Below are 20,650 nucleotides of genomic sequence, written 5' to 3'. Positions count from 1 at the left end.
TCATGACGCAATCGAAATTCACCGATCATCTCGGCCGGCCGATCATCGCGGTGACCGGCATGGGTGTCATCACCTCGCTCGGCCAGGGGCTGAAGGACAATTGGGCGGCGCTGACCGCCGGCGTCTCCGGCATCCACGCGATCAAGCGCTTTCCGACGGAAGGACTGTCGACTCGCATTTCCGGCACCGTCGATTTCATCGATGTGCCGGCGGAAAACTCTGTCGAGCGGTCCTATGCCTTCGCCCGTGCGACGACGGAGGAGGCGCTGGCGCAGGCCGGGCTGTCCGGCGATTTCAACGGGCCGCTGTTCCTTGCCGCGCCGCCGATCGAGCCGGAATGGAGCGACCGCTTTTCGCTCGCCGACCGCGCACCGGCCTCCGAACGCCCCGGCGATGCCTATGACCGGTTCATGGCGGTGCTGCGCAACAACGCCGATCCCGTCTTCCACGAAGCCATGCTGTTCGGCGCCATTTCCGAGCGCCTCGCCGATCGCTTCGGCACGCGCGGCCTGCCGGTCACACTTTCGACCGCCTGCGCTTCCGGCGCGACCGCGATCCAGCTCGGCGTCGAGGCGATCCGCCAGGGCCGTACCACCCGCGCGCTGACGGTTGCGACCGACGGTTCGGTCAGCGCCGAAGCGCTGATCCGCTTCTCGCTGCTGTCGGCGCTTTCCACCCAGAACGATCCGCCGGAGAAGGCGTCCAAGCCCTTCAGCAAGGATCGCGACGGTTTCGTCATCGCCGAAGGTGCGGCAACGCTGGTGCTCGAGAGCCTGGAGGCGGCGCTTGCCCGCGGCGCCCGCGTACTCGGCATCATGAAGGGCTGCGGCGAGAAGGCGGACCTCTTCCATCGCACCCGCTCGTCGCCTGACGGCGGCCCGGCGATCGCGACGATCCGCGCGGCACTGGACGATGCCGGGCTTGCCGAAAGCGACATCGGCTACATCAACGCCCATGGCACCTCGACACCGGAAAACGACAAGATGGAATATGGCGCCATGTCGGCGGTGTTCGGCGAGGCACTCGCCAGCATCCCGGTGTCGTCGAACAAGTCGATGATCGGCCACACGCTGACCGCGGCCGGTGCAGTCGAGGCGGTCTTCTCGTTGCAGACGATGCTGACCGGCACACTGCCGCCGACGATCAACTACACCAATCCTGACTCGTCGATCGTGCTCGACGTCGTGCCGAACGTGAAGCGGGATGCAAGCGTCTCTGCAGTCCTGTCGAATTCCTTCGGCTTCGGTGGCCAGAACGCCAGCCTTGTGATGACGGCGGAACCCGCCTAATCCGGCACGCGACATTTTTGATGAAGACGCCCTTGGGTGAAGGACTAGAATATCATGCGCGCTTTGCAACTGATCGACGACCGGAAGCTGGAAATCACCGACCTTCCCGAGCCGGAGGCGCCGGGGCCCGGTGAGGTCACGCTGCGTGTCAAGGCCGTCGCGCTCAACCATATCGATGTCTGGGGCTGGCGCGGCATGGCCTTTGCCAAGCGCAAGATGCCGCTGGTGATCGGCGCGGAAGCGTCTGGCGTGGTCGACCAGATCGGCCCTGGCGTCGCCAATGTGCTGCCGGGCCAGCTCGTCTCGATTTATGGCGCGCGCACCTGCGGCCTCTGCCGCCCCTGCAGCGAAGGCCGGGACAATCTCTGCGAGCATGTCGGCGGCGTGCATGGCTTCCATCTCGACGGATTTGCCCAGGAGAAGGTCAACCTGCCGGCGCGCCTGCTCGTGCCGGCTCCTCCCGGTGTCGATGCGGTGGCTGCGGCTGTCGCACCTGTGACCTTCGGAACGGTCGAGCACATGCTTTTCGACAATGCCAAGCTTGAGCCCGGCGAAACCATCCTCATACATGCAGGCGGCTCGGGCATCGGCTCGGCGGCGATCCAGCTTGCCAAGAAGATCGGCTGCACCGTCATCACCACCGTCGGTTCCGACGACAAGATCGAGAAGGCGAAGGCGCTTGGCGCCGATCATGTCATCAACTACCGCACGGATCGCTTCGAGGGTGTCGTGCGCAAGCTGACCAAGAAGAAGGGCGTCGACGTCGTCTTCGAACATGTCGGCAAGGACACGTGGGCAGCCTCGATGTTCAGCCTGAAGCGTGGCGGGCGTCTGGTCACCTGCGGCTCGACCTCCGGCGTTTCCACCGAGATCAACCTGATGATGCTGTTCCAGCAGCAGTTGAAGCTGCTCGGCTCCTTCGGCTGCCGCATGGAGAACATGGCCAACGCCATGCAGAAGATGGCGCGCGGCCTCGTCCATCCGGTCATCGACACCGAAGTCGGTTTCAACGAAATCGACAAGGCGCTGGAGCGCATGGAAACGCGGCAGGTCTTCGGCAAAATCATCCTGCGAATGGACTGACAATCGTGCGCATGCTGATCACACGGCTGGTTCTTTCGGTGGAGCATTTCCGCCAATGGGCGATTGCGCAGTTCGTCTTCCTGCTGCTCGGTACGCTCAAGCTGTTTCCGGCCAATGGCGCCATCGAATTTGCCGATCGTTTCACCCGCTGGCTCGGGCCGAGGCTGAAGCGCCGGCACAGGTTGACGATGACCAATCTGCGCAATGCCTTTCCCGAAAAGAGCGAGGCGGAGATCGAGGCGATCGCGCTCGAGAGCTGGGGGAGTATCGGCAGGCTGGCGGCGGAATACGTCTTCCTCGACGAACTCTTCGATTTCGATCCGGCAAACCCGGAGCCGGGCCGCATCGAGGTTTCCGGCATCCCGCTGTTTGTCGAGTTGCGCGACAATCCGCGTCCGTTCATCGTCTTTACCGCCCATAGCGGCAATTTCGAGCTGCTGCCGGTCGCCGGTGCGGCCTTCGGTCTGGACGTGACGGTGCTTTTCCGCCCACCGAACAACCCTTACGTCGCCGACAAGGTGTTCAATTTCCGCAAGCAGCGGATGGGCAGTCTCGTGCCGTCACATGCCGGCTCCTCGTTCACGCTCGCGCGCAAGCTGGAGGCGGGCGGCGCCGTCGGCGTGCTCGTCGACCAGAAGTTCCGCAAGGGACTGACGACCAAGTTCTTCGGCCGGGACGTCCGCACCAATCCATTGCTTGCCAAGCTGGTGCGGCAGTTCAATTGCGAGGTCTATCCGGCGCGCTCGATCCGGCTGCCGAACGGACGCTTCCGGCTCGAGCTCGAACCGGCCATTGCCATTCCGCGCAGGGCTGACGGCAGCGTTGACGTCAACGCGACGGCGCAGCTTCTCAACGACAAGGTCGAGAGCTGGGTGAGGGAGTATCCGGGGCAGTGGCTCTGGTATCACGACCGCTGGAACATCAAGCGCAGCCTGAAGGACTGATCGGCAGCGGCGCGGGGAAGGCCCGCCCCGTTCGTCGGCGGCTCCCTACCAGCCATCGCCGGACGAATGTCGCTCAAATCGGCAAGTGCCTGAAATAATTTCAACTGTAACGTTTCCGGCCCGTGCTCGGGTGTTGAATACGGTTTGCACGAGTGTAAGTTGACTTCCTAAGGCAAGCCGATTGCAGGCGCTCCGGACGACGGACGATGCGCCGCGCCAATCGATCTATATTGCGATCGCGTATCGGGGCATGACGGGTTGCGTAGCGGTGGGGTGGAAAATTGAAGGCACTGATCGACCTTTTCTGGTTCAAATATTCCCAGCTGCAATATGCAGTCAAATCCGGCGATGACCTTTTGATAAATATTCTCGACCGCGAAATTGAACCGCTTCTGGAAGCCATCTATCACGAAGAGGCACGGGATTCGGTGGACGCCCGCCTGCAATTCCAGTTCGTTCTCGATCTGCTGCAGAAGGAAGCCGCCGACGTTTCCAGCGTGCTGCGCCAGCGCGACGTCCTCCAGACCCTGGCGGACCGTTATCTGCAGGCGGGAAGTGGTGACGGCTTCGAGAAATCCTTTGCGCCGCGAACGTCCGGCAGCCTCCGGAAGGGCCACGTCGACGAGGGCTTCCTGAACGAGGCGATCCTCGACTGCATGCCCGATCGCATCGCCGTCATCACCCCCGACTACCGTTACCTCTACACGAATTCCGTCAATGCCGCGCAACTGGACGCGCGTCCGATGGACCTCGTCGGCAGACACATCGTCGAGTTCGTCGGTATTCAGCGCTTCGAGCAACGGGTCAAGCCGAACCTCGACAGATGTTTTACCGGCGAACTCCTGGATTACACCTACGCCAAGGAGCTTGAGAGCCGCACGATAACCGTGCGCTGCCGGATGACGCCCTGCATGTCGAGCACCGGCAAGATCATCGGCGCAATCCTGATCCTCCAGGAGATCGCCGACCGCCGTCGTTCGATCGCCGCGTGAGACGACGGGCGACGGGGAGCACCGCCCGTGCGCCGAGTTGCATGCCGGCTATTTGTCGGACCAGACCGCGAGTTCGTAGCCGTCCGGATCCTCAAAATGGAAGCGCCTGCCGCCCGGAAAGGAGAAGGTGTCCTTGACGATGCGGGCGCCGGCCGCTTCCAGCCGGGCCTGGGTGGCTGCAAGATCGTCTGCATACAGGATGACCAGCGGTCCGCCCGGTTTGACCGTTCCGGTCGTCAGGCCGCCCGTCAGGCGACCGTCGCTGAATTCACAATATTGCGGACCGTAGTCGGTGAACGACCAGCCGAATGCAGCGCCGTAAAACGCTTTTGAACGGGCGATATCCGATACCACGAATTCGATATTGTCGATCTGGCGATCAACGCCCTTCTGTCCCATGGTTGTTGTCCTCGCTATGTTCCAAACGTTTTTTCAATGTGTTGAGGTCTTTCAGAACCCATCTGAAATCGGCCTCGAACTGTTCATCGCTGACATCGGGCAGCCGCAGCAGCGTAAACATAACCTCGGCGCCGTCGCCATTGGGCACGACACGCAGCGCATTGTGGACTTCCAGTCCCGATTCCATCGTCACGATATGGTCCATCACGCCGAAATCGTTCTCCGGCGCAAATTTCACGCGGACGCTTCCGAGCGGGCCATGCGCCACCCAGTTCTCACCATCGGCCTCCAGGCCGCTGCCGAGGCCGGAGGCCCAGAGCACCATGTTTTCCGGCTTGGCTGCGAAGTCGTAAACGTCACGCCAATGTCTCTCGATGCTGATGTGAACGATCCTGGCTTGCCTGGGGCTCATCGGTACTTTCCTTCCACATGTCTGCGAGTTCGTTGGGAAAGCGGCGCAGGGCAAGACGGAAAATCGCCGTGCCGCGGGAGCGTTCGGGGCGTTCGTCCACGCTTACCCGCGCTACCCGGAAATGTCTCGCGTTCGACAACAATCGCTTGTCGTTAATGGATTTGAATGCCAAAACTCCGTCAGCATGCAAGGCGCTTTGAGGCATCCCTGCCGAACGAAACCGCCCTGCATAAGTCAATCTGGTGTAGTTATGGCGGATGTCCAGCCGGGCATCGGCCGCTTCACTGTCTAACGGAGGCACATACGGTGGCACAGGCGGAAATCGGCCTTATCGGTCTTGGCGTTATGGGATCGAATCTGGCGCTCAACATTGCCGAGAAGGGCAATAGGATCGCAGTATTCAACCGCACGGTGGAAGCGACCCGGAAGTTTTATGCCGATGCCGGCGAACTGCAGAGCCAGATCGTGCCTTGTGAGACCATCGAGGAGTTCGTTGCCGCCATCCGCCCCCCACGGCCGATCATCATCATGATCAAGGCCGGCGAGGCCGTCGATCAGCAGATGGAACTGCTCAAGCCCTATCTTGAGACGAACGACATCATGATCGATGCGGGCAATGCTAATTTCCGCGATACGATGCGTCGCTTCGACAATCTCAAGGACAGCGGCCTGACCTTCATCGGCATGGGCGTTTCGGGCGGCGAGGAGGGCGCGCGCCACGGCCCGTCCATCATGGTCGGCGGCAGGCAGGAGTCCTGGAAACGCGTCGAAAAGGTGCTGACCTCGATCGCCGCGAAATTTGACGGCGTCCCGTGCGTCGATTGGCTCGGCGAAAACGGCGCCGGTCACTTCGTCAAGACCATCCACAACGGCATCGAATATGCCGACATGCAGATGATTGCCGAGATCTACGGCATCCTGCGTGATGGCCTGAAGATGGGCGCCACCGAAATCGGCGAAGTCTTTGGCGAGTGGAACAGGGGCCGGCTGAATTCCTATCTGATTGAAATCACCGAGAAGGTGCTGAAGGCGGCAGACCCCATCACCGGCAGGCCGATCGTCGATCTGATCCTCGACAAGGCCGGCCAGAAGGGCACGGGCAAATGGTCGGTAATCGAGGCGCAAAACATGGGCGTTCCGGCGACCGGCATCGAAGCTGCCGTCGCCGCACGCAGCATCTCCTCGATGAAGGATGAGCGCGAAGCAGCCGAAAAGGTGCTGGGCCTTCCGAATGTCGGCGAGTTCAGGGTGGCCGACAAGGCTGCTTTCCTCAAGGACCTCGAGAGCGCACTGCTAGCATCGAAGATTGGCGCCTATGCTCAAGGGTTTGCCGTCATGTCGGCGGCGTCCAGGGAATTCAACTGGAATCTGCCGATGCCGACCATCGCCAAGATCTGGCGCGCCGGCTGCATCATCCGCTCGCAGTTCCTCGATGAAATCACCACGGCGTTCACCAAGGATCCGGATGTCGCCAACCTGATCGTCACGCCAGCCTTCGCCAGGATGGTCAAGGAGAGCGACGGGGCGCTTCGCCGCGTCGTGTCCGCGGCCGCCCTCGGCGGCCTGCCCGTGCCGGCACTCGCATCTGCGCTCGGCTATTTCGACAGCTACCGTCGCGGACGCGGTACGGCGAACCTCATCCAGGCGCAGCGCGATTTCTTCGGCGCCCATGGCTTTGATCGCATCGACGGCGAAGATGCGCACCATGGACCCTGGGGCAGCGGCCTGAGCGCCTGATCCCGGCACGCGTCGGGCCCCTCTACAAAAGAGCCGCGCGGATTGCTTCGCGCGGCTTTTTGCTTCGATGAAAAGCGCGTCAGATCGCCCGGCTCAGGCTCTGCAATTCTTCTGCCGGCAAACCGGCAATGCGGCCGATCACGGCTTTGGCCAGCTCCCGGCCGGCGTGGCGGATATCCTCGTTCATGGTGATGACTTCGGGACGCAGCCAGCTCAGGAAGTCGCTCGGCACCTTGGACACCATATCGACATGCTGCGTGAGCTTCTTGCCGACGGCTTCGAGGCCGGCGATTAACGCGATCGAACCGGCGCCCGAACCCGAAACTATGCCGTCGGGTGCGTCGTCGGAGCGCATCAGCGTCTCGAACGCTGCGCGGATTTCCGTCAGGCTGTTGTCGAGATCGACCGCGCCGAAGGCGACGGCCTCGACGCCGAAATCGCGGATGCCTTGGTCGAAGCCCTTGCGCATGTGGCGGTGGAAGGTCAGATGCGGCGGCGGCTGCAGGAGGACGATTCGCTTGCGCCCGAGCTCCGCCAACCGCCGGACGGCTTCATAGGCAAATCCTTCATTGTCAAAATCATGATAGGGGTGGATCAGTCCCATATCGGTGCGGCCATGGGTGGCGAAGGGAAAATTTCGCTCCATCATCAGTGCGACGCGCGGATCCTTCGGTTCCGTGCGCGAGATGATCACGCCGTCGGCCGCACCCGTGTCGAGCACGTAGCGGACCGGGGCGAGGGCGTCCTTGGAGAATCTGTACGGCGTGATGACGAGGTGGTACGGCGTCGAGGCGAGCACCTCGGAGATGCCGACGACGATCGGGCTCGTCAGTCCCATCACCTCCTCTTCGAGAGACAGTACCAGGCTGATGACGTTGGTCTTGCCGGTTCGAAGGCGCACACCGGCGCGGTTCGGCTGGTAGCCCACCTGTTTGGCGACAAGCCGGACACGCTCCTTGGTTTCGGCGCCGATATCGGGCGCATCCTTCAAGGCGCGCGAGACCGTCGTGATGCCAAGGCCCGTCATGAAGGCGATTGTCTTCAGGGTCGGGCGCTCCTGCAATGAGGGGGACGCCGAGGCCTGGTTGCTCTTGGTCTTTTCGTCCATTCCCGCCTATCGCCTTTTCATGTTCGGCCGCATCGTTTCCTGCGGCAGACCCTCTGGTCATTCATGCCTTATATACGATTTACGGCATATGGGCACCCGTCGCCGAAGGGCACTCAATTTGTCAAAAATCTGTAACGATACAGTTTGCTTGTCGAGCGCTTTTTTTATCGATACCACTGCGGTCTCTTCGTAGAGTTGTATCTCGCAATGCATCATGAAGTAGTTGCACTTGCGAAAAGAAGATATGGTTTCAAAAGTTACGCTTCTTAAGAAGCAGGCTGAAATTACCGGAAAAAATGAATTTTCGCCCAAGCTGCACGGCAACATGAATGACGCAGGCTGATCTCTCATTCGCCCGCGAGATGCACGTAGTAGTAGCGATGAAAAATTTCTCAGGAATTTCGCGTTGTGGCTGTTGCGCATGCAAAACGATTGAACTAAGTTTTTTACGGTAACGTTACAGTGAGGGAGGAAAACTCATGAAATTGCGTTTGTTGGCGGCTGCTTTGGCGGCGACTGTCGTGCTTCCATGGAGCGTAGCCAGCGCTACCGATCTGGAAGTAACTCATTGGTGGACGTCCGGTGGCGAAGCCGCGGCGGTCGCCGAACTGGCAAAAGCGTTCGATGCCACCGGCAATCACTGGGTTGACGGTGCCATTGCCGGTTCGGGTGGTACCGCCCGGCCGATCATGATCAGCCGCATCACCGGCGGCGATCCGATGGGCGCCACGCAGTTCAATCACGGCCGGCAAGCTGAGGAGCTGGTCGAGGCGGGCCTGATGCGCGACCTGACCGACGTGGCCACCAGGGAGAACTGGAAGGATATCGTCAAGCCGTCGAGCCTGCTCGACAGCTGCACCATCGAAGGCAAGATCTACTGCGCGCCGGTCAACATCCACTCCTGGCAGTGGTTGTGGCTCTCGAATGCGGCCTTCAAGAAGGCCGGCGTCGAGGTGCCGAAGAACTGGGACGAATTCGTTGCCGCGGCACCGGCCCTGGAGAAGGCTGGCATCATACCGCTTGCCGTCGGTGGCCAGCCCTGGCAGTCGGCCGGTGCGTTTGACGTGCTGATGGTCGCAATTGCCGGCAAGGACGTGTTCAACAAGGTGTTCGGCGAGAAGGATGCGGAAGTGGCCGCGGGTCCCGATATCGCCAAGGTCTTCAAGGCTGCTGATGATGCTCGCAAGATGTCCAAGGGCAGCAACGTGCAGGATTGGAACCAGGCCACCAATCTGGTCATCACCGGCAAGGCCGGCGGCCAGATCATGGGCGACTGGGCGCAAGGCGAGTTCCAGGTTGCTGGCCAGAAAGCTGGCACGGACTATACCTGCCTTCCGGGTCTCGGCGTCAACGAGATCATCTCTACCGGCGGCGATGCTTTCTACTTCCCGCTGCTGAAGGACGAGGAAAAGTCGAAGGCACAGGAAGTGCTCGCCTCGACGCTGCTCGATCCGAAGACGCAGGTCGCGTTCAACCTGAAGAAGGGGTCGCTACCGGTGCGCGGTGACGTCGACCTCAACGCAGCCAATGACTGCATGAAGAAGGGTCTCGAGATCCTTGCCAAGGGCAATGTGATCCAGGGCACCGACCAGCTTTTGTCTGCAGACAGCCAGAAGCAGAAGGAAGACCTCTTCTCGGAGTTCTTCGCCAACCCCTCGATGACGCCGGAAGATGCGCAGAAGCGCTTCACCGAAATCATCGCGTCGGCCGATTGATCACGGCTACTCTATCGAAAGCCGGCTCCGCCTCGCGCGGGGCCGGTTCGAAACTCAAACCCGCAGGTTCAATGCCGGCTCACGGGCCGGCGATCCTTCGGACTTGACGATGGAGCGAAATGCTGCGGTGTGCGCCGCCGCTTTCAACGGGATGAACCTGATCCAGGGGAGGAGTGAGACATGACGGGCCAAGCGCATGCCGGCCGGCCAAACCAGTTGTTGCGCAATCTGCATTCCAAGATTGCCTCAATTCCCATGATACTGACCGCCGTCGTGATCTTTCTCGGCGGCACGCTTTGGACGGTGTTTTATTCCTTCACCAATTCGAAGCTCCTGCCGCGCATGTCGTTTGTCGGGCTTGATCAGTATGAGCGCCTGTGGGCAGCCCCGCGCTGGCTGATGTCCATCCAGAACCTTGCCATCTACGGCTTCTTCTCGCTGATTTTCAGCCTGGTGATCGGTTTCGTGCTCGCTGCGCTGATGGACCAGAAAATCCGCTTCGAGAACACGTTTCGGACGATCTTCCTCTATCCATTCGCGCTCTCCTTCATCGTCACCGGCCTGGTCTGGCAATGGGTGCTCAATCCGGAATTCGGGGTGCAGTCGGTGGTCCGGTCGCTCGGCTGGTCGAGCTTCACCTTCGATCCGCTCTACAATCAAAGCATCGTCATCTACGGCATCCTGATCGCCGCCCTCTGGCAGGGAACGGGCCTCGTCATGTGCCTGATGCTCGCCGGCCTGCGCGGCATCGACGAGGACATCTGGAAGGCCTCACGCGTCGACGGCATTCCGATGTGGAAGACCTACCTCTTCATCATCATTCCGATGATGCGCGCCGTCTTCATCACCACGCTGGTGATCATCGCGAGCGGCATCGTCCGGGTCTACGACCTGGTCGTGGCGCAGACCAGCGGCGGTCCCGGCATCGCCTCCGAAGTGCCCGCCAAATATGTCTACGACTACATGTTCCTGGCGCAGAACCTCGGTCAGGGCTTCGCTGCCTCAACCATGATGCTGATAACCGTCGCCATCATCATCGTGCCCTGGGCCTATCTGGAATTCGGAGGACGCAAGCGTGGCTGACACAATACCTCTCAAAGGGCAGGCCGCCCATGGCGCCTCGAGACTGGCGCCCGGCCCACAGGGTAGGAAGCCGCGCCCGATGTTTTCGTCCAGAAACATCATGATCTATGGCGCGCTGATCTTCGCCGCCGCTTACTACCTGCTGCCGCTTTACGTCATGATAGTCACGTCGCTGAAGGGCATGCCGGAAATCCGGCTGGGCAACATCTTCTCGCCGCCCGTCGAGATCACCTTCGAGCCCTGGGTGAAAGCCTGGGCCACCGCCTGCACGGGGCTGAATTGCGATGGCCTGTCCCGAGGGTTCTGGAACTCCGTTCGCATCACCATTCCCTCGACAATCATGTCGATCGCAATCGCCTCGATCAATGGCTATGCGCTGGCGAACTGGCGGTTCAAGGGGGCTGACCTGTTCTTCACGATCCTCATCGTCGGCGCCTTCATCCCTTATCAGGTGATGATCTATCCGATCGTCATCGTTCTGCGCGAAATGGGTCTCTATGGCTCGCTGACGGGCCTGATCATCGTCCACACCATCTTCGGCATGCCAATCCTGACGCTTCTCTTCCGCAACTACTTCTCGTCGCTTCCGGAAGAGCTGTTCAAGGCGGCGCGCATCGACGGTGCCGGGTTCTGGACGATCTATTTCAAGATCATGCTGCCGATGTCGCTGCCGATCTTCGTCGTCGCCATGATCCTGCAGATCACCGGCATCTGGAACGACTTCCTGTTCGGCGTCGTATTCACCCGACCGGAATATTATCCAATGACCGTCCAGCTCAACAACATCGTCAACTCGGTCCAGGGCGTGAAGGAATACAACGTCAACATGGCGGCGACCATTCTGACCGGGGCCGTTCCATTGATCGTCTATTTCGTTTCCGGACGGCTTTTTGTCCGCGGTATCGCCGCCGGCGCAGTGAAAGGGTGAGTGCATGAACAACGTCAGCGTATCGGTCAGGGATCTGTCGTTGAGCTTCGGTGCCGTCACCGTGCTCGACACGCTTAACCTCGACATCCAGAACGGCGAATTCCTCGTCCTGCTCGGCGCGTCCGGCTGCGGCAAATCCACGCTCTTGAACTGCATTGCCGGTCTTCTCGACGTCACCGACGGCCAGATCTTCATCAAGGACAGGAACGTCACCTGGGAGGAGCCCAAGGACCGCGGCATCGGCATGGTGTTCCAGTCCTACGCGCTCTATCCGCAGATGACGGTCGAGCGGAACCTTTCCTTCGGCCTGCGCGTCGCCAAGCTGCCGGCTGCTGAAATCGACAAGCGTGTTGCGCGCGCCGCCGAAATCCTGCAGATCCAGCCGCTGCTCAAGCGCAAACCCTCGGAACTGTCGGGCGGCCAGCGCCAGCGCGTCGCGATCGGCCGCGCCCTTGTCCGCGACGTCGACGTCTTCCTGTTCGACGAGCCGCTGTCCAACCTCGACGCCAAGTTGCGCTCGGAGCTGCGCGTCGAAATCAAGCGGCTTCACCAGTCGCTGAACAATACGATGATCTACGTCACCCACGATCAAATCGAAGCCCTGACCTTGGCGGATCGTATTGCCGTCATGAAGAGCGGCGTCATCCAGCAGCTTGCCGATCCGATGACGATCTACAATTTCCCGGAAAACCTCTTCGTCGCCGGCTTCATCGGCTCGCCGTCGATGAATTTCTTCCGCGGCGAGATCAAGGACCGGGGAGGGCGCAAGGTGATCGAAGTCAATGGCGTCGATTTCGGCATGGAGGCTTATCCGGCCCGCGGACCACTCGAGACTGGCCGCAAGGTCGTGCTCGGTGTGCGGCCGGAACATGTGAAGGTCGATGAAAACGTGCCTGGCCAGGAAGTTCACGATGCGATCGTCGATATCGAGGAGCCAATGGGCGCCGACAATCTCCTGTGGCTGAAACATGCAGGGCAGACCATGTCGGTGCGCATTGCGGGTGCGCGGCGCTATGCGCCCGGGACTGCGCTGAAAATCAGTTTCGACATGTCGATGGCCTCGGTTTTCGACGCCGCCACCGAAAACAGGATCTGATCAACCGCAACATCAAGCGGCCGCGTCCCGCGGCCACTTCGAAGATGATGGCGCCCATCCCTGCGTTTGGGCCGCAAATGGATTTTTGACAATGTCTGCTGATGTCTTCCCCTCCGAAACCGTGGCTCTCGACCTGTCGGGCGAGTGGCTGCTTGCCTCGTCGGACAACAGTCATGCGCTGACGATGGCCATTCCGGGCGACGTGCACAGCGCTTTGCAGGCGGCCGGCGCGATCGCCGATCCCTATGCCGGCCGCAACGAGGATGACGTCCAGTGGGTGGCACACAAGGACTGGGTGCTTGAGCGCACGTTCGACATCGACGCGGCCGATCTCCCCGGATACTGGTATCTCGATATTGAAAGCCTGGACACCGTCGCCTCGGTCTATGTCAACGACGAGCTGGTTCTCGATGCCAGGAACTGCTTTCTACGCTATCGCCCGGCCGTAAGCTCGCTCTTGAAAGCGGGCCAGAACCGGTTGCGCATCGTCATCCATTCAGCGATCGCTGCCGGGGCGCAGGCGCAGGCCGCCCAGCCCTTCTATATTCCCTATTCGACCACCAATTGCCCGATCCCGAACGGGAACATGCTGCGCAAGCCGCAATGCCATTTCGGCTGGGACTGGAACATTGCCGTCGCGCCGCTTGGCATCTACGGCGCAATCGCCCTCAAGAAACTCGCAGCTGCCCGCATCGAACACGTCACGACCCGCCAGGTGCCGCAGGCCGGCGGCGCAATCGACCTTCAGGTGACGGTGACCCTCTTTGCACAGGATCCGAGCGTCGTCGGCATCGACTTTTCGCTCGACGGCGCAAGGGAGCACCTGGATTGCGCCGTCAATGCCGGCGAGACACAGGTCACGCACGTCTTTACCGTCTACAATCCGAGGCTCTGGTGGCCGGCAGGCAGCGGTAAACAGGCGTTGTCCGAACTCATCGTCTCGCTTCCGGGTGAAACCGTGAGCCGCCAGATCGGCTTGCGGACGATCGAGCTTCTAACGGACAAGGACGAGGCCGGCAGCCGTTTTGCCTTCCGCGTCAACGGACGCGAGATCTTCTGCCGCGGTGCCAACTGGATCCCGGCCGATGCGCTCGCCTCGCGGGTGACGCCGGAGGGCGTCGAGGATCTGCTGCGCTCGGCGGTTGATGCCAACATGAACATGATCCGCGTCTGGGGCGGCGGCTTTTACGAGACGGACTGGTTCTATGACCTCTGCGACCGGCTGGGCCTGATGGTCTGGCAGGATTTCATGTTTGCCTGCAATCTTTATCCCTCGACCCCGGATTTCCTCGAAAACGTCGCGGCGGAGGTGGATTACCAGGTCAAGCGGCTGTCATCGCATCCATCGATCGCGCTCTGGTGCGGCGACAACGAGCTCGTCGGCGCGCTTACCTGGTTTGAAGAGAGCCGCAAGGATCGCGACCGCTATCTCGTTTCCTACGACCGCCTCAACCGCACCATCGAGACCGGCATCAAGGCGGCTGCGCCCGATGCAATCTGGTGGCCGTCAAGCCCGTCTGTCGGGCCGCTCAACTTCGGCGACGCCTGGCACGCGGATGGCTCCGGCGACATGCACTATTGGTCCGTCTGGCACGAGAACAAGTCGTTCGACAATTACCGCACGGTCCGACCACGCTTCTGCTCCGAGTTCGGCTTCCAGTCCTATACCTCGATGCCGATCGTGCGGCAGTTCGCGGAACAGAAGGACCTGAACATCGCCTCGCCGGTGATGGAATCGCACCAGAAGAATGCAGGCGGCAATGAGCGTATCGCGGCGACCATGTTCCGCTACTTCCGCTTTCCGAAGGATTTTTCCAACTTCGTCTATCTCAGCCAGATTCAGCAGGGGCTGGCGATCCGCACTGCCGTCGAATTCTGGCGGTCGCTGAAGCCGCATTGCATGGGAACGCTGTACTGGCAGCTAAACGACACCTGGCCGGTCGCCTCCTGGGCGAGCCTCGACTATGGCGGCAACTGGAAGGCCATGCACTACATGGTACGCCGGTTCTTCCAGCCGGTGGCTGTCGCCGCCATTCCCTCCGACGATGGAACGACCATCGCCTTCTCGATGGTCAACGACACCTCCGACCCCGTTACGATCGAACTGCAGACCTTTCTCGTTTCGCTGTCGGGCGAGAAGCAGCCCCTGGCGGCTGCCGCCGGCACCTGCAGCCCGGATGGTGCCGCAACACTGCTGTCGATCGCCGCCGCGGATATCCCGAAGAACATGCTGCTGTTCTGGTCCTTCGAAGCCTCGAACGGCATGCGCGGCGAGGGGCATCATGTTCAGGGCACCTACAAGGCGCTCGATCTGGTCCCGTCCGATCTCCTGATCTCGACGACCCCGGGCGTCGACGGCACTTACGAGATCACCGTTGCGGCGAGTGGCCTTGCCCTGCACGTGATGATCGAAACCGACATTGAGGGCCGCTACTCCGACAACGCCTTCGACCTGACGGCCGGCGAACGCCGTGTCATCCGTTTCACACCCAAGCAGCCGCAGGCCGCAGATTGGAAGCCGGTCTTTATCGGCTACGACCTGCAGTCCTGCCAGGGCACCGGTTAGCGAGATCTTGATGCTGCGAAGTGCCCACCGCTTTCCGTCACCCAAGAAGACACCCGCCCGAGCCCTCTGACGACCTCGGAGACGACACCTTGCTCCCCTAACTCCCAAGGAGAACTTGCCCATGCAGACCGTCAGCTTCCAGCTTTACAGCGCCCGAAATTTCCCGCCGCTCTCCGACGTCCTCAAGACGGTCGGTGCCGTCGGCTACAAACATGTCGAGGGTTACGGCGCACTATACGCCTCGCTCGACGACGCAGCACTTGCCGCCCTGAAGGCCGACCTGGACGAAAGCGGCGTCACGATGCCGACCGCCCATTTCGGCCTCGACATGCTCGAATCCGATCCGGCCGGCGTTCTGAAGATCGCCAGCACCCTCGGGATCAGGGCCGTTTATTGCCCCTATCTGCTTCCCGATCAGCGGCCGACGGACGCGGCCGGCTGGAGGGCGTTCGGCGAACGCCTGGAAAAGGCAGGAAAGCCAATCCGTGACGCCGGCCTGGACTTCGGTTGGCACAATCATGACTTTGAATTTCTCGCACTGCCTGACGGCTCGATCCCGCAGGAACATATCTTTGCCGGCGGACCGAACCTCTCCTGGGAAGCAGACATCGCCTGGGTCATCCGCGGCGGTGCCGATCCCTTTGCCTGGATCGAAAAACATGGCCGCCGCATCAGGGCCGTCCACGTGAAGGACATCGCCGCAGCCGGCCAAAATGCCGATGAGGACGGCTGGGCCGATGTCGGCCATGGCACCGTTGACTGGAAGAGGCTGTTCAAGGTGCTCGCCGCGACACCTGCCCGATACTACATCGTCGAGCACGACAACCCCAAGGATTTCAAGGCGACGGCGGAGCGCTCGATCGCATCGATCAAGACCTACTGAAGGAAAGAGCAGATCATGACACGAGAACTCGGCGTCGGCATCATCGGATGCGGCAACATCTCCACCACCTATTTCAAGCTTTCGCCGCTCTTCAGGGGCATCAGGGTCGTCGCCTGCGCCGACATCAATCCGGCTGCCGCCGAAACGCGCGCATCCGAATATGACGTCAAGGCGCAGACCATCGAGGCGTTGCTTGCCAATCCGGAGATCGACATCGTCGTCAACCTGACGATCCCGGAAGCGCATTTCCCCGTCTCGAAGATGATCCTGGAGGCCGGCAAGCACGTGTATTCCGAAAAGCCGCTCGTGCTTTCGCTGGAGCAGGGCGAGCAGCTGCGCGGCATCGCCACCGCCAACAACCTGAAGGTAGGCTGCGCACCGGACACCTTCCTTGGCGGCGCGCACCAGCTGGCGCGAGACTATATCGACCAGGGCAAGATCGGCCGTGTCACGTCCGGCACGTGCCACGTGATGGGCCCGGGCATGGAGATGTGGCATCCAAACCCGGACTTTTTCTTCCTGCCCGGCGGCGGTCCCATCCTTGACATGGGGCCGTACTACATCGCCAACCTCGTCAACCTGATCGGTCCGGTCAGGCGCGTGGCGGCGCTGACCTCGATGGCCAACCCGACCCGCACCATCACCAGCGAGCCGCGCAAGGGCGAGGTCATTCCGGTGAAGACGCCGACGAATATCCATGCGCTGCTCGAATTCCAGAACGGCGCGACGGTGACGCTGTCGGCCAGCTGGGATGTCTGGTCGCACCGCCACGGCAATATGGAACTCTATGGCACGGAAGGCTCGCTCTTCGTGCCCGATCCGAATTTCTTCGGCGGTACTGTCTCGGCCAGCGGCCGCGACAAGGACATCCAGCCGGTCGAGATGTGGGATCATCCCTTCGCCGTCGACAATCAGGAGCATCCGCAGGGGCCGATGGCCAACTACCGTACGGCCGGCCTTGCCGACCTGGCGCTCGCCATTCTCGAAGGTCGCGACGCCCGCTGCTCGCTGGAGCGCGCGCTGCACGGCGTCGATGTCATGGTGTCGATCCTCAAGTCGGGCGAGACGGGCCAGTTCGTCGAACTGACGACGACCTGCACGCAGCCGGCGGCGCTCGGCATCGAGGAAGCCAACGCGCTTCTGCGGTAAGGGGTTTGCTGGCCCGCTGTATCCCCTGCGGCGGGCCAGTGCCTCACCCGATCACACGAGAAACATGGCCTCCGACATCGGCATGGTGGAGCAGATCGTGATGGCATTGTTGAGAGTGACGGTGCCGCCGCCGCCGTCTGATGCATACCAGATTGCCATGGTGCTGACGCCCGACTGGCTCTCAAGCTTGCAATAGTAGTTGCCGATCTCGTCCGCCTTGCCTTCGAAAGCGTCAAGAGAAAGGGCGCTGAAAACAGAGATGTCGAAGCGATCCGTACTTGCTGCGTCTTCCACGGCGATCGTCGTGGTGCCGGTTGCGGGGTTTTCCCGGCCGGTGAGGGTGATCTTGTCGTTGCCGTTGCCGGTCTTGAAATGGACGAGCATGGTGTCGTCGGTCAGTGACAAGCGGTAGGCATCGTTGCCGCTGCTGCCTTCGAAAGTGATGGTGTCGCCGTCGGGGTCGGCAGGCAGCTTGTCGGCATCAAGCGTCAGGCTGTGCGTCAGTCCGGCTTTGAGGTTGACATAGGTGTCGATATTCTGCGTCAGGGCCTTGAGCGAGACTTCGGTCCTGATCTTCCCCCTGTCGACATCGACAACACGATCCGAAACGCTTTCGATTAAATAGATGTCGTATCCCGCACCACCCTTCATGATGTCCCCACCGCCGCCGCCGTTTATGACGTCGTTACCGGCACCGGCGGATACGTGGTCATCGCCATCGCCAAGATCGATGTTGTCCTTTCCTTTGCCGGAATAGACCCAATCGTCGCCGCCTCCGGTCCTTATCCTGTTGTCGCCATCGCCGGCGATGACGAGATCGTTGGTGTTCGTCTCGTTTCGCATCGTTGCGGCATCGAGCCGCGCATAGCTCGCGACACCCGGCGCAAATGTGTCGTTGCCCGCGCCGCCCGCCTGGACGAAGTGCAACTGGTCGCCAAAGGCGTATTTGTCCGACAGTGTTTTCAGGTAGGAGGCGATTTGTGCCTCGAACGACTGGGTTTTGGCATTGACCTGATCCGCCTCGTTGATCACCTTATCGCGGGCGGCGATCTTCTCGTAGACGCTCGATACCCCGCCTTCGCGATCGAAGAGGAAGTCCATCGCCTTGAGCACGGCGCCGGCATCCTTTCGATCGGCCGGCGCAAGGATGCCCACCTTGTTCGATTCGTCCTCGCGCCGGTTCTGCAGGCCCTTGATGTCGAAATTGGCGTGGTTGTAACGGACTTCGTACCAGAACCGGGCATGGTTGTCGGTCTTGATGGCAGTCGAGATGCCGGGACCGATCAGGGTTGGCGCATTATAGTACAGCGAATAGAGGACGAGGCGTTCCTGCGATTCCTCCGGCAGCGAGGCGCCGAAGCCGTTAAGCCTTGCGGCCAGGTCCGCCTCAGTCGAGGAGGCGAACAACCCCGCCTTACCCTTGAGCCTTGCCTCCAGCAGAACGGTCGCCTGTGCATCGGTGAGCCAGAGCGACTGGAGTGCCTTCTTTTCCGCCGCCGTGCCGGCTTTGCCTTGCGACTTGTTGATCAGCGCGACATCGTCTGCGGCCGTCGGCGTCGTGTCGGCTTTCCATTTCGCAATGATTTTCAGGCCGCTTTCCTGCAAGGCGGACAGCTTGCCCTCGATCTTGCCCGTCAGCGCCAGCTTGTAGGCCGCCGAGATGGCGCTGTAACTCATCGCCTTGAGGTTCAGACCGTAGCCGATGGTCGGAATTTGCTTCCCGTCGTCATGGATGGCGCCATGTGCGCTCGGCGCGGTCTTGCCGATGAGGGCAGCATTTTCCCACGTCTTCAGAAAGGCTGCGGTCTTCGATAGAAAGTCCGCCTTTTCGATGCTGGTAATGTTGGTGAGCGGCACGGTTCACCCGTCGACAATTGAATTCCCCTATCCGATAATGAAATCAATGCGGTTACCGTCCGGTTATCGGCGCCGATATTTGCCCGTTTGTTGACGACCATAACTGCTCGAGGAATTGAACTTCGATTGCGGCGCCCTTGTTTCAGTTGGTGGCTCCGTGGCATATCGCTGTCTCGCTTCTGCGGACACAATGGGAAGGATCACTGACATGGCATGGCAACCCGCTGACAATCGCTACGAGATGATGAAATACAATCGCTGCGGCAAGAGTGGGCTGAAGCTGCCGGCGGTGTCGCTCGGCCTGTGGCACAATTTTGGCCACGATACGCCGCATGAGCGCAAGCTCGACATGTGCCGCACGGCGTTTGATCTCGGCATTACCCATTTCGACCTGGCCAACAATTACGGTCCGCCTCCGGGCTCGGCCGAAACCGCTTTCGGCGAAATCCTGCGCACCGAGTTTTCCGGCCTGCGCGACGAACTGATCATCTCGTCCAAGGCCGGCTATGACATGTGGCCGGGGCCTTATGGCGAGTGGGGCAGCCGCAAGTACCTGATCGCCTCCTGCGACCAGAGCCTGAAGCGCATGGGCCTCGACTATGTCGACATCTTCTATTCGCACCGCTTCGACCCCCAGACGCCGCTCGAGGAAACCTGTGCGGCGCTCGATCACATCGTGCGGTCGGGCAGGGCGCTCTATGTCGGCATCTCCTCCTACAATTCGCAGCGCACCCGCGAGGCGGCCGCGATCCTCAAGAACCTCGGCACGCCGCTGCTCATCCACCAGCCGAGCTATTCGATGCTCAACCGCTGGGTCGAGGATGACGGCCTCGTCGATACGCTTGAAGGCCTCGGCGTCGGCTCGATCGTGTTCTCGCCGCTGGCGCAGGGCATGCTGACGACGAAATATCTCGGCGGCATTCCGGCAGACAGCCGCGCGGCGCAGAATCACTTCCTCAAGAAGGATTTCATCCGCCCGTCGATCATCGACAACATCAGGAAGCTTAACGAGATCGCCGAGAAGCGCGGCCAGACGCTGGCGCAGATGGCGATCGCCTGGGTGCTGCGCGGCGGCCATATCACCTCGGCGCTGATCGGCGCCAGCCGCGCGTCGCAAATCGTCGATTGTGTCGCCGCGCTGAAGAACGACACGTTTACGGCCGATGAACTGGCGGAAATCGATGTTTATGCCAAAGAGGCCGACATCAACCTCTGGGCTTCGTCGGCCGAGCGCGCGTAAGCGGCACCAGCATTGGGGTTTCTAATGGGGGCATCGGATCGCCTGGTCCGGTGCCCCCTCCCATCTCCTGAGGCTTGGATCAACGGCCTGTCTGCCCGGATTTTCCCCTCAGGCTGCTGCGCGAGCAAATTTAACCACGGTTCCGTAAGTCGCTGCAAACATTGAAAGT

The 20,650-nt window shown here is 61.1% G+C and carries 17 protein-coding genes; 13 read left to right on the top strand and 4 right to left on the bottom strand.

Going from position 1 to position 20,650, the window contains the following annotated elements:
* Positions 1-2 precede the first annotated feature (2 nt).
* The 4 genes from JNB71_RS02875 (at position 3) to JNB71_RS02860 (ending at position 4,308) form a co-directional block, all read left to right on the top strand.
* Complete coding sequence (locus JNB71_RS02875) at positions 3-1,289, top strand: beta-ketoacyl-ACP synthase (protein ID WP_220370321.1); 1,287 nt, start codon at positions 3-5, stop codon at positions 1,287-1,289.
* Between the two features lie 54 nt (positions 1,290-1,343).
* Entirely contained in the window at positions 1,344-2,372 is a 1,029-nt protein-coding gene (locus JNB71_RS02870) for a zinc-binding dehydrogenase (RefSeq protein WP_220370320.1), read from the top strand.
* A gap of 11 nt (positions 2,373-2,383) precedes the next feature.
* A complete protein-coding gene (locus tag JNB71_RS02865; protein ID WP_220371128.1) occupies positions 2,384-3,316 on the top strand; it encodes a lipid A biosynthesis lauroyl acyltransferase in 933 nt (310 codons plus the stop codon).
* Positions 3,317-3,597: 281 nt separating this feature from the next.
* On the top strand, positions 3,598-4,308 hold the full coding sequence (locus JNB71_RS02860; RefSeq protein ID WP_220370319.1) for a PAS domain-containing protein: 711 nt from the start codon (positions 3,598-3,600) through the stop codon (positions 4,306-4,308).
* Positions 4,309-4,356: 48 nt separating this feature from the next.
* On the opposite strand, the gene JNB71_RS02855 is transcribed toward JNB71_RS02860, so the two are convergent.
* Positions 4,357-4,707, bottom strand: a complete 351-nt coding sequence (locus JNB71_RS02855; protein ID WP_220370318.1) for a VOC family protein — start codon at positions 4,705-4,707, stop codon at positions 4,357-4,359.
* Positions 4,688-5,119 carry an SRPBCC family protein gene (locus JNB71_RS02850; RefSeq protein WP_220370317.1) on the bottom strand — a complete coding sequence of 144 codons (432 nt, stop codon included), beginning with the start codon at positions 5,117-5,119 and terminating at the stop codon, positions 4,688-4,690. Before JNB71_RS02850 ends, JNB71_RS02855 begins: the two co-directional genes overlap by 20 nt.
* A 306-nt stretch (positions 5,120-5,425) precedes the next feature.
* On the opposite strand from JNB71_RS02850, the gene gndA reads away from it, so the two are divergent.
* Complete coding sequence (gene gndA, locus JNB71_RS02845) at positions 5,426-6,856, top strand: NADP-dependent phosphogluconate dehydrogenase (protein WP_220370316.1); 1,431 nt, start codon at positions 5,426-5,428, stop codon at positions 6,854-6,856.
* Between the two features lie 79 nt (positions 6,857-6,935).
* On the opposite strand, the gene JNB71_RS02840 is transcribed toward gndA, so the two are convergent.
* Positions 6,936-7,964 (bottom strand): LacI family transcriptional regulator, encoded by a 1,029-nt coding sequence (locus JNB71_RS02840; RefSeq protein ID WP_220370315.1) that lies wholly within the window; start codon positions 7,962-7,964, stop codon positions 6,936-6,938.
* Positions 7,965-8,443: 479 nt separating this feature from the next.
* Here JNB71_RS02840 and JNB71_RS02835 point away from each other — a divergent pair, with 479 nt between their 5' ends.
* From JNB71_RS02835 to JNB71_RS02805, 7 genes are all read left to right on the top strand, one after another.
* Positions 8,444-9,679, top strand: a complete 1,236-nt coding sequence (locus JNB71_RS02835; protein ID WP_220370314.1) for an ABC transporter substrate-binding protein — start codon at positions 8,444-8,446, stop codon at positions 9,677-9,679.
* A 180-nt stretch (positions 9,680-9,859) separates the two neighbouring features.
* A complete protein-coding gene (locus tag JNB71_RS02830) occupies positions 9,860-10,762 on the top strand; it encodes a carbohydrate ABC transporter permease (protein WP_220370313.1) in 903 nt (300 codons plus the stop codon).
* A gap of 79 nt (positions 10,763-10,841) precedes the next feature.
* Positions 10,842-11,690, top strand: a complete 849-nt coding sequence (locus JNB71_RS02825; RefSeq protein ID WP_223215729.1) for a carbohydrate ABC transporter permease — start codon at positions 10,842-10,844, stop codon at positions 11,688-11,690.
* A 4-nt stretch (positions 11,691-11,694) separates the two neighbouring features.
* On the top strand, positions 11,695-12,786 hold the full coding sequence (locus tag JNB71_RS02820) for an ABC transporter ATP-binding protein (protein WP_220370311.1): 1,092 nt from the start codon (positions 11,695-11,697) through the stop codon (positions 12,784-12,786).
* A 91-nt stretch (positions 12,787-12,877) separates the two neighbouring features.
* Positions 12,878-15,352, top strand: coding sequence for a beta-mannosidase (locus JNB71_RS02815; RefSeq protein ID WP_220370310.1), 2,475 nt, complete (start codon positions 12,878-12,880; stop codon positions 15,350-15,352).
* 121 nt (positions 15,353-15,473) lie between these two features.
* Positions 15,474-16,235, top strand: coding sequence for a sugar phosphate isomerase/epimerase family protein (locus tag JNB71_RS02810; RefSeq protein ID WP_220370309.1), 762 nt, complete (start codon positions 15,474-15,476; stop codon positions 16,233-16,235).
* Between the two features lie 15 nt (positions 16,236-16,250).
* Positions 16,251-17,384 carry a Gfo/Idh/MocA family protein gene (locus JNB71_RS02805; protein ID WP_220370308.1) on the top strand — a complete coding sequence of 378 codons (1,134 nt, stop codon included), beginning with the start codon at positions 16,251-16,253 and terminating at the stop codon, positions 17,382-17,384.
* Positions 17,385-17,435: 51 nt separating this feature from the next.
* Here JNB71_RS02805 and JNB71_RS24700 read toward each other — a convergent pair whose 3' ends face one another.
* Positions 17,436-19,241, bottom strand: a complete 1,806-nt coding sequence (locus tag JNB71_RS24700) for a calcium-binding protein (RefSeq protein WP_220370307.1) — start codon at positions 19,239-19,241, stop codon at positions 17,436-17,438.
* 208 nt (positions 19,242-19,449) lie between these two features.
* Here JNB71_RS24700 and mgrA point away from each other — a divergent pair, with 208 nt between their 5' ends.
* Positions 19,450-20,481: an L-glyceraldehyde 3-phosphate reductase gene (gene mgrA, locus JNB71_RS02795; RefSeq protein ID WP_220370306.1), complete on the top strand. Its 1,032-nt coding sequence runs from the start codon at positions 19,450-19,452 to the stop codon at positions 20,479-20,481.
* Positions 20,482-20,650: the final 169 nt, after the last annotated feature.

This window comes from Rhizobium herbae (genome assembly GCF_019511375.1).
GTDB classification, from domain to species: domain Bacteria; phylum Pseudomonadota; class Alphaproteobacteria; order Rhizobiales; family Rhizobiaceae; genus Pararhizobium; species Pararhizobium herbae_A.
This window is presented reverse-complemented; position numbering and strand designations above follow the sequence as displayed.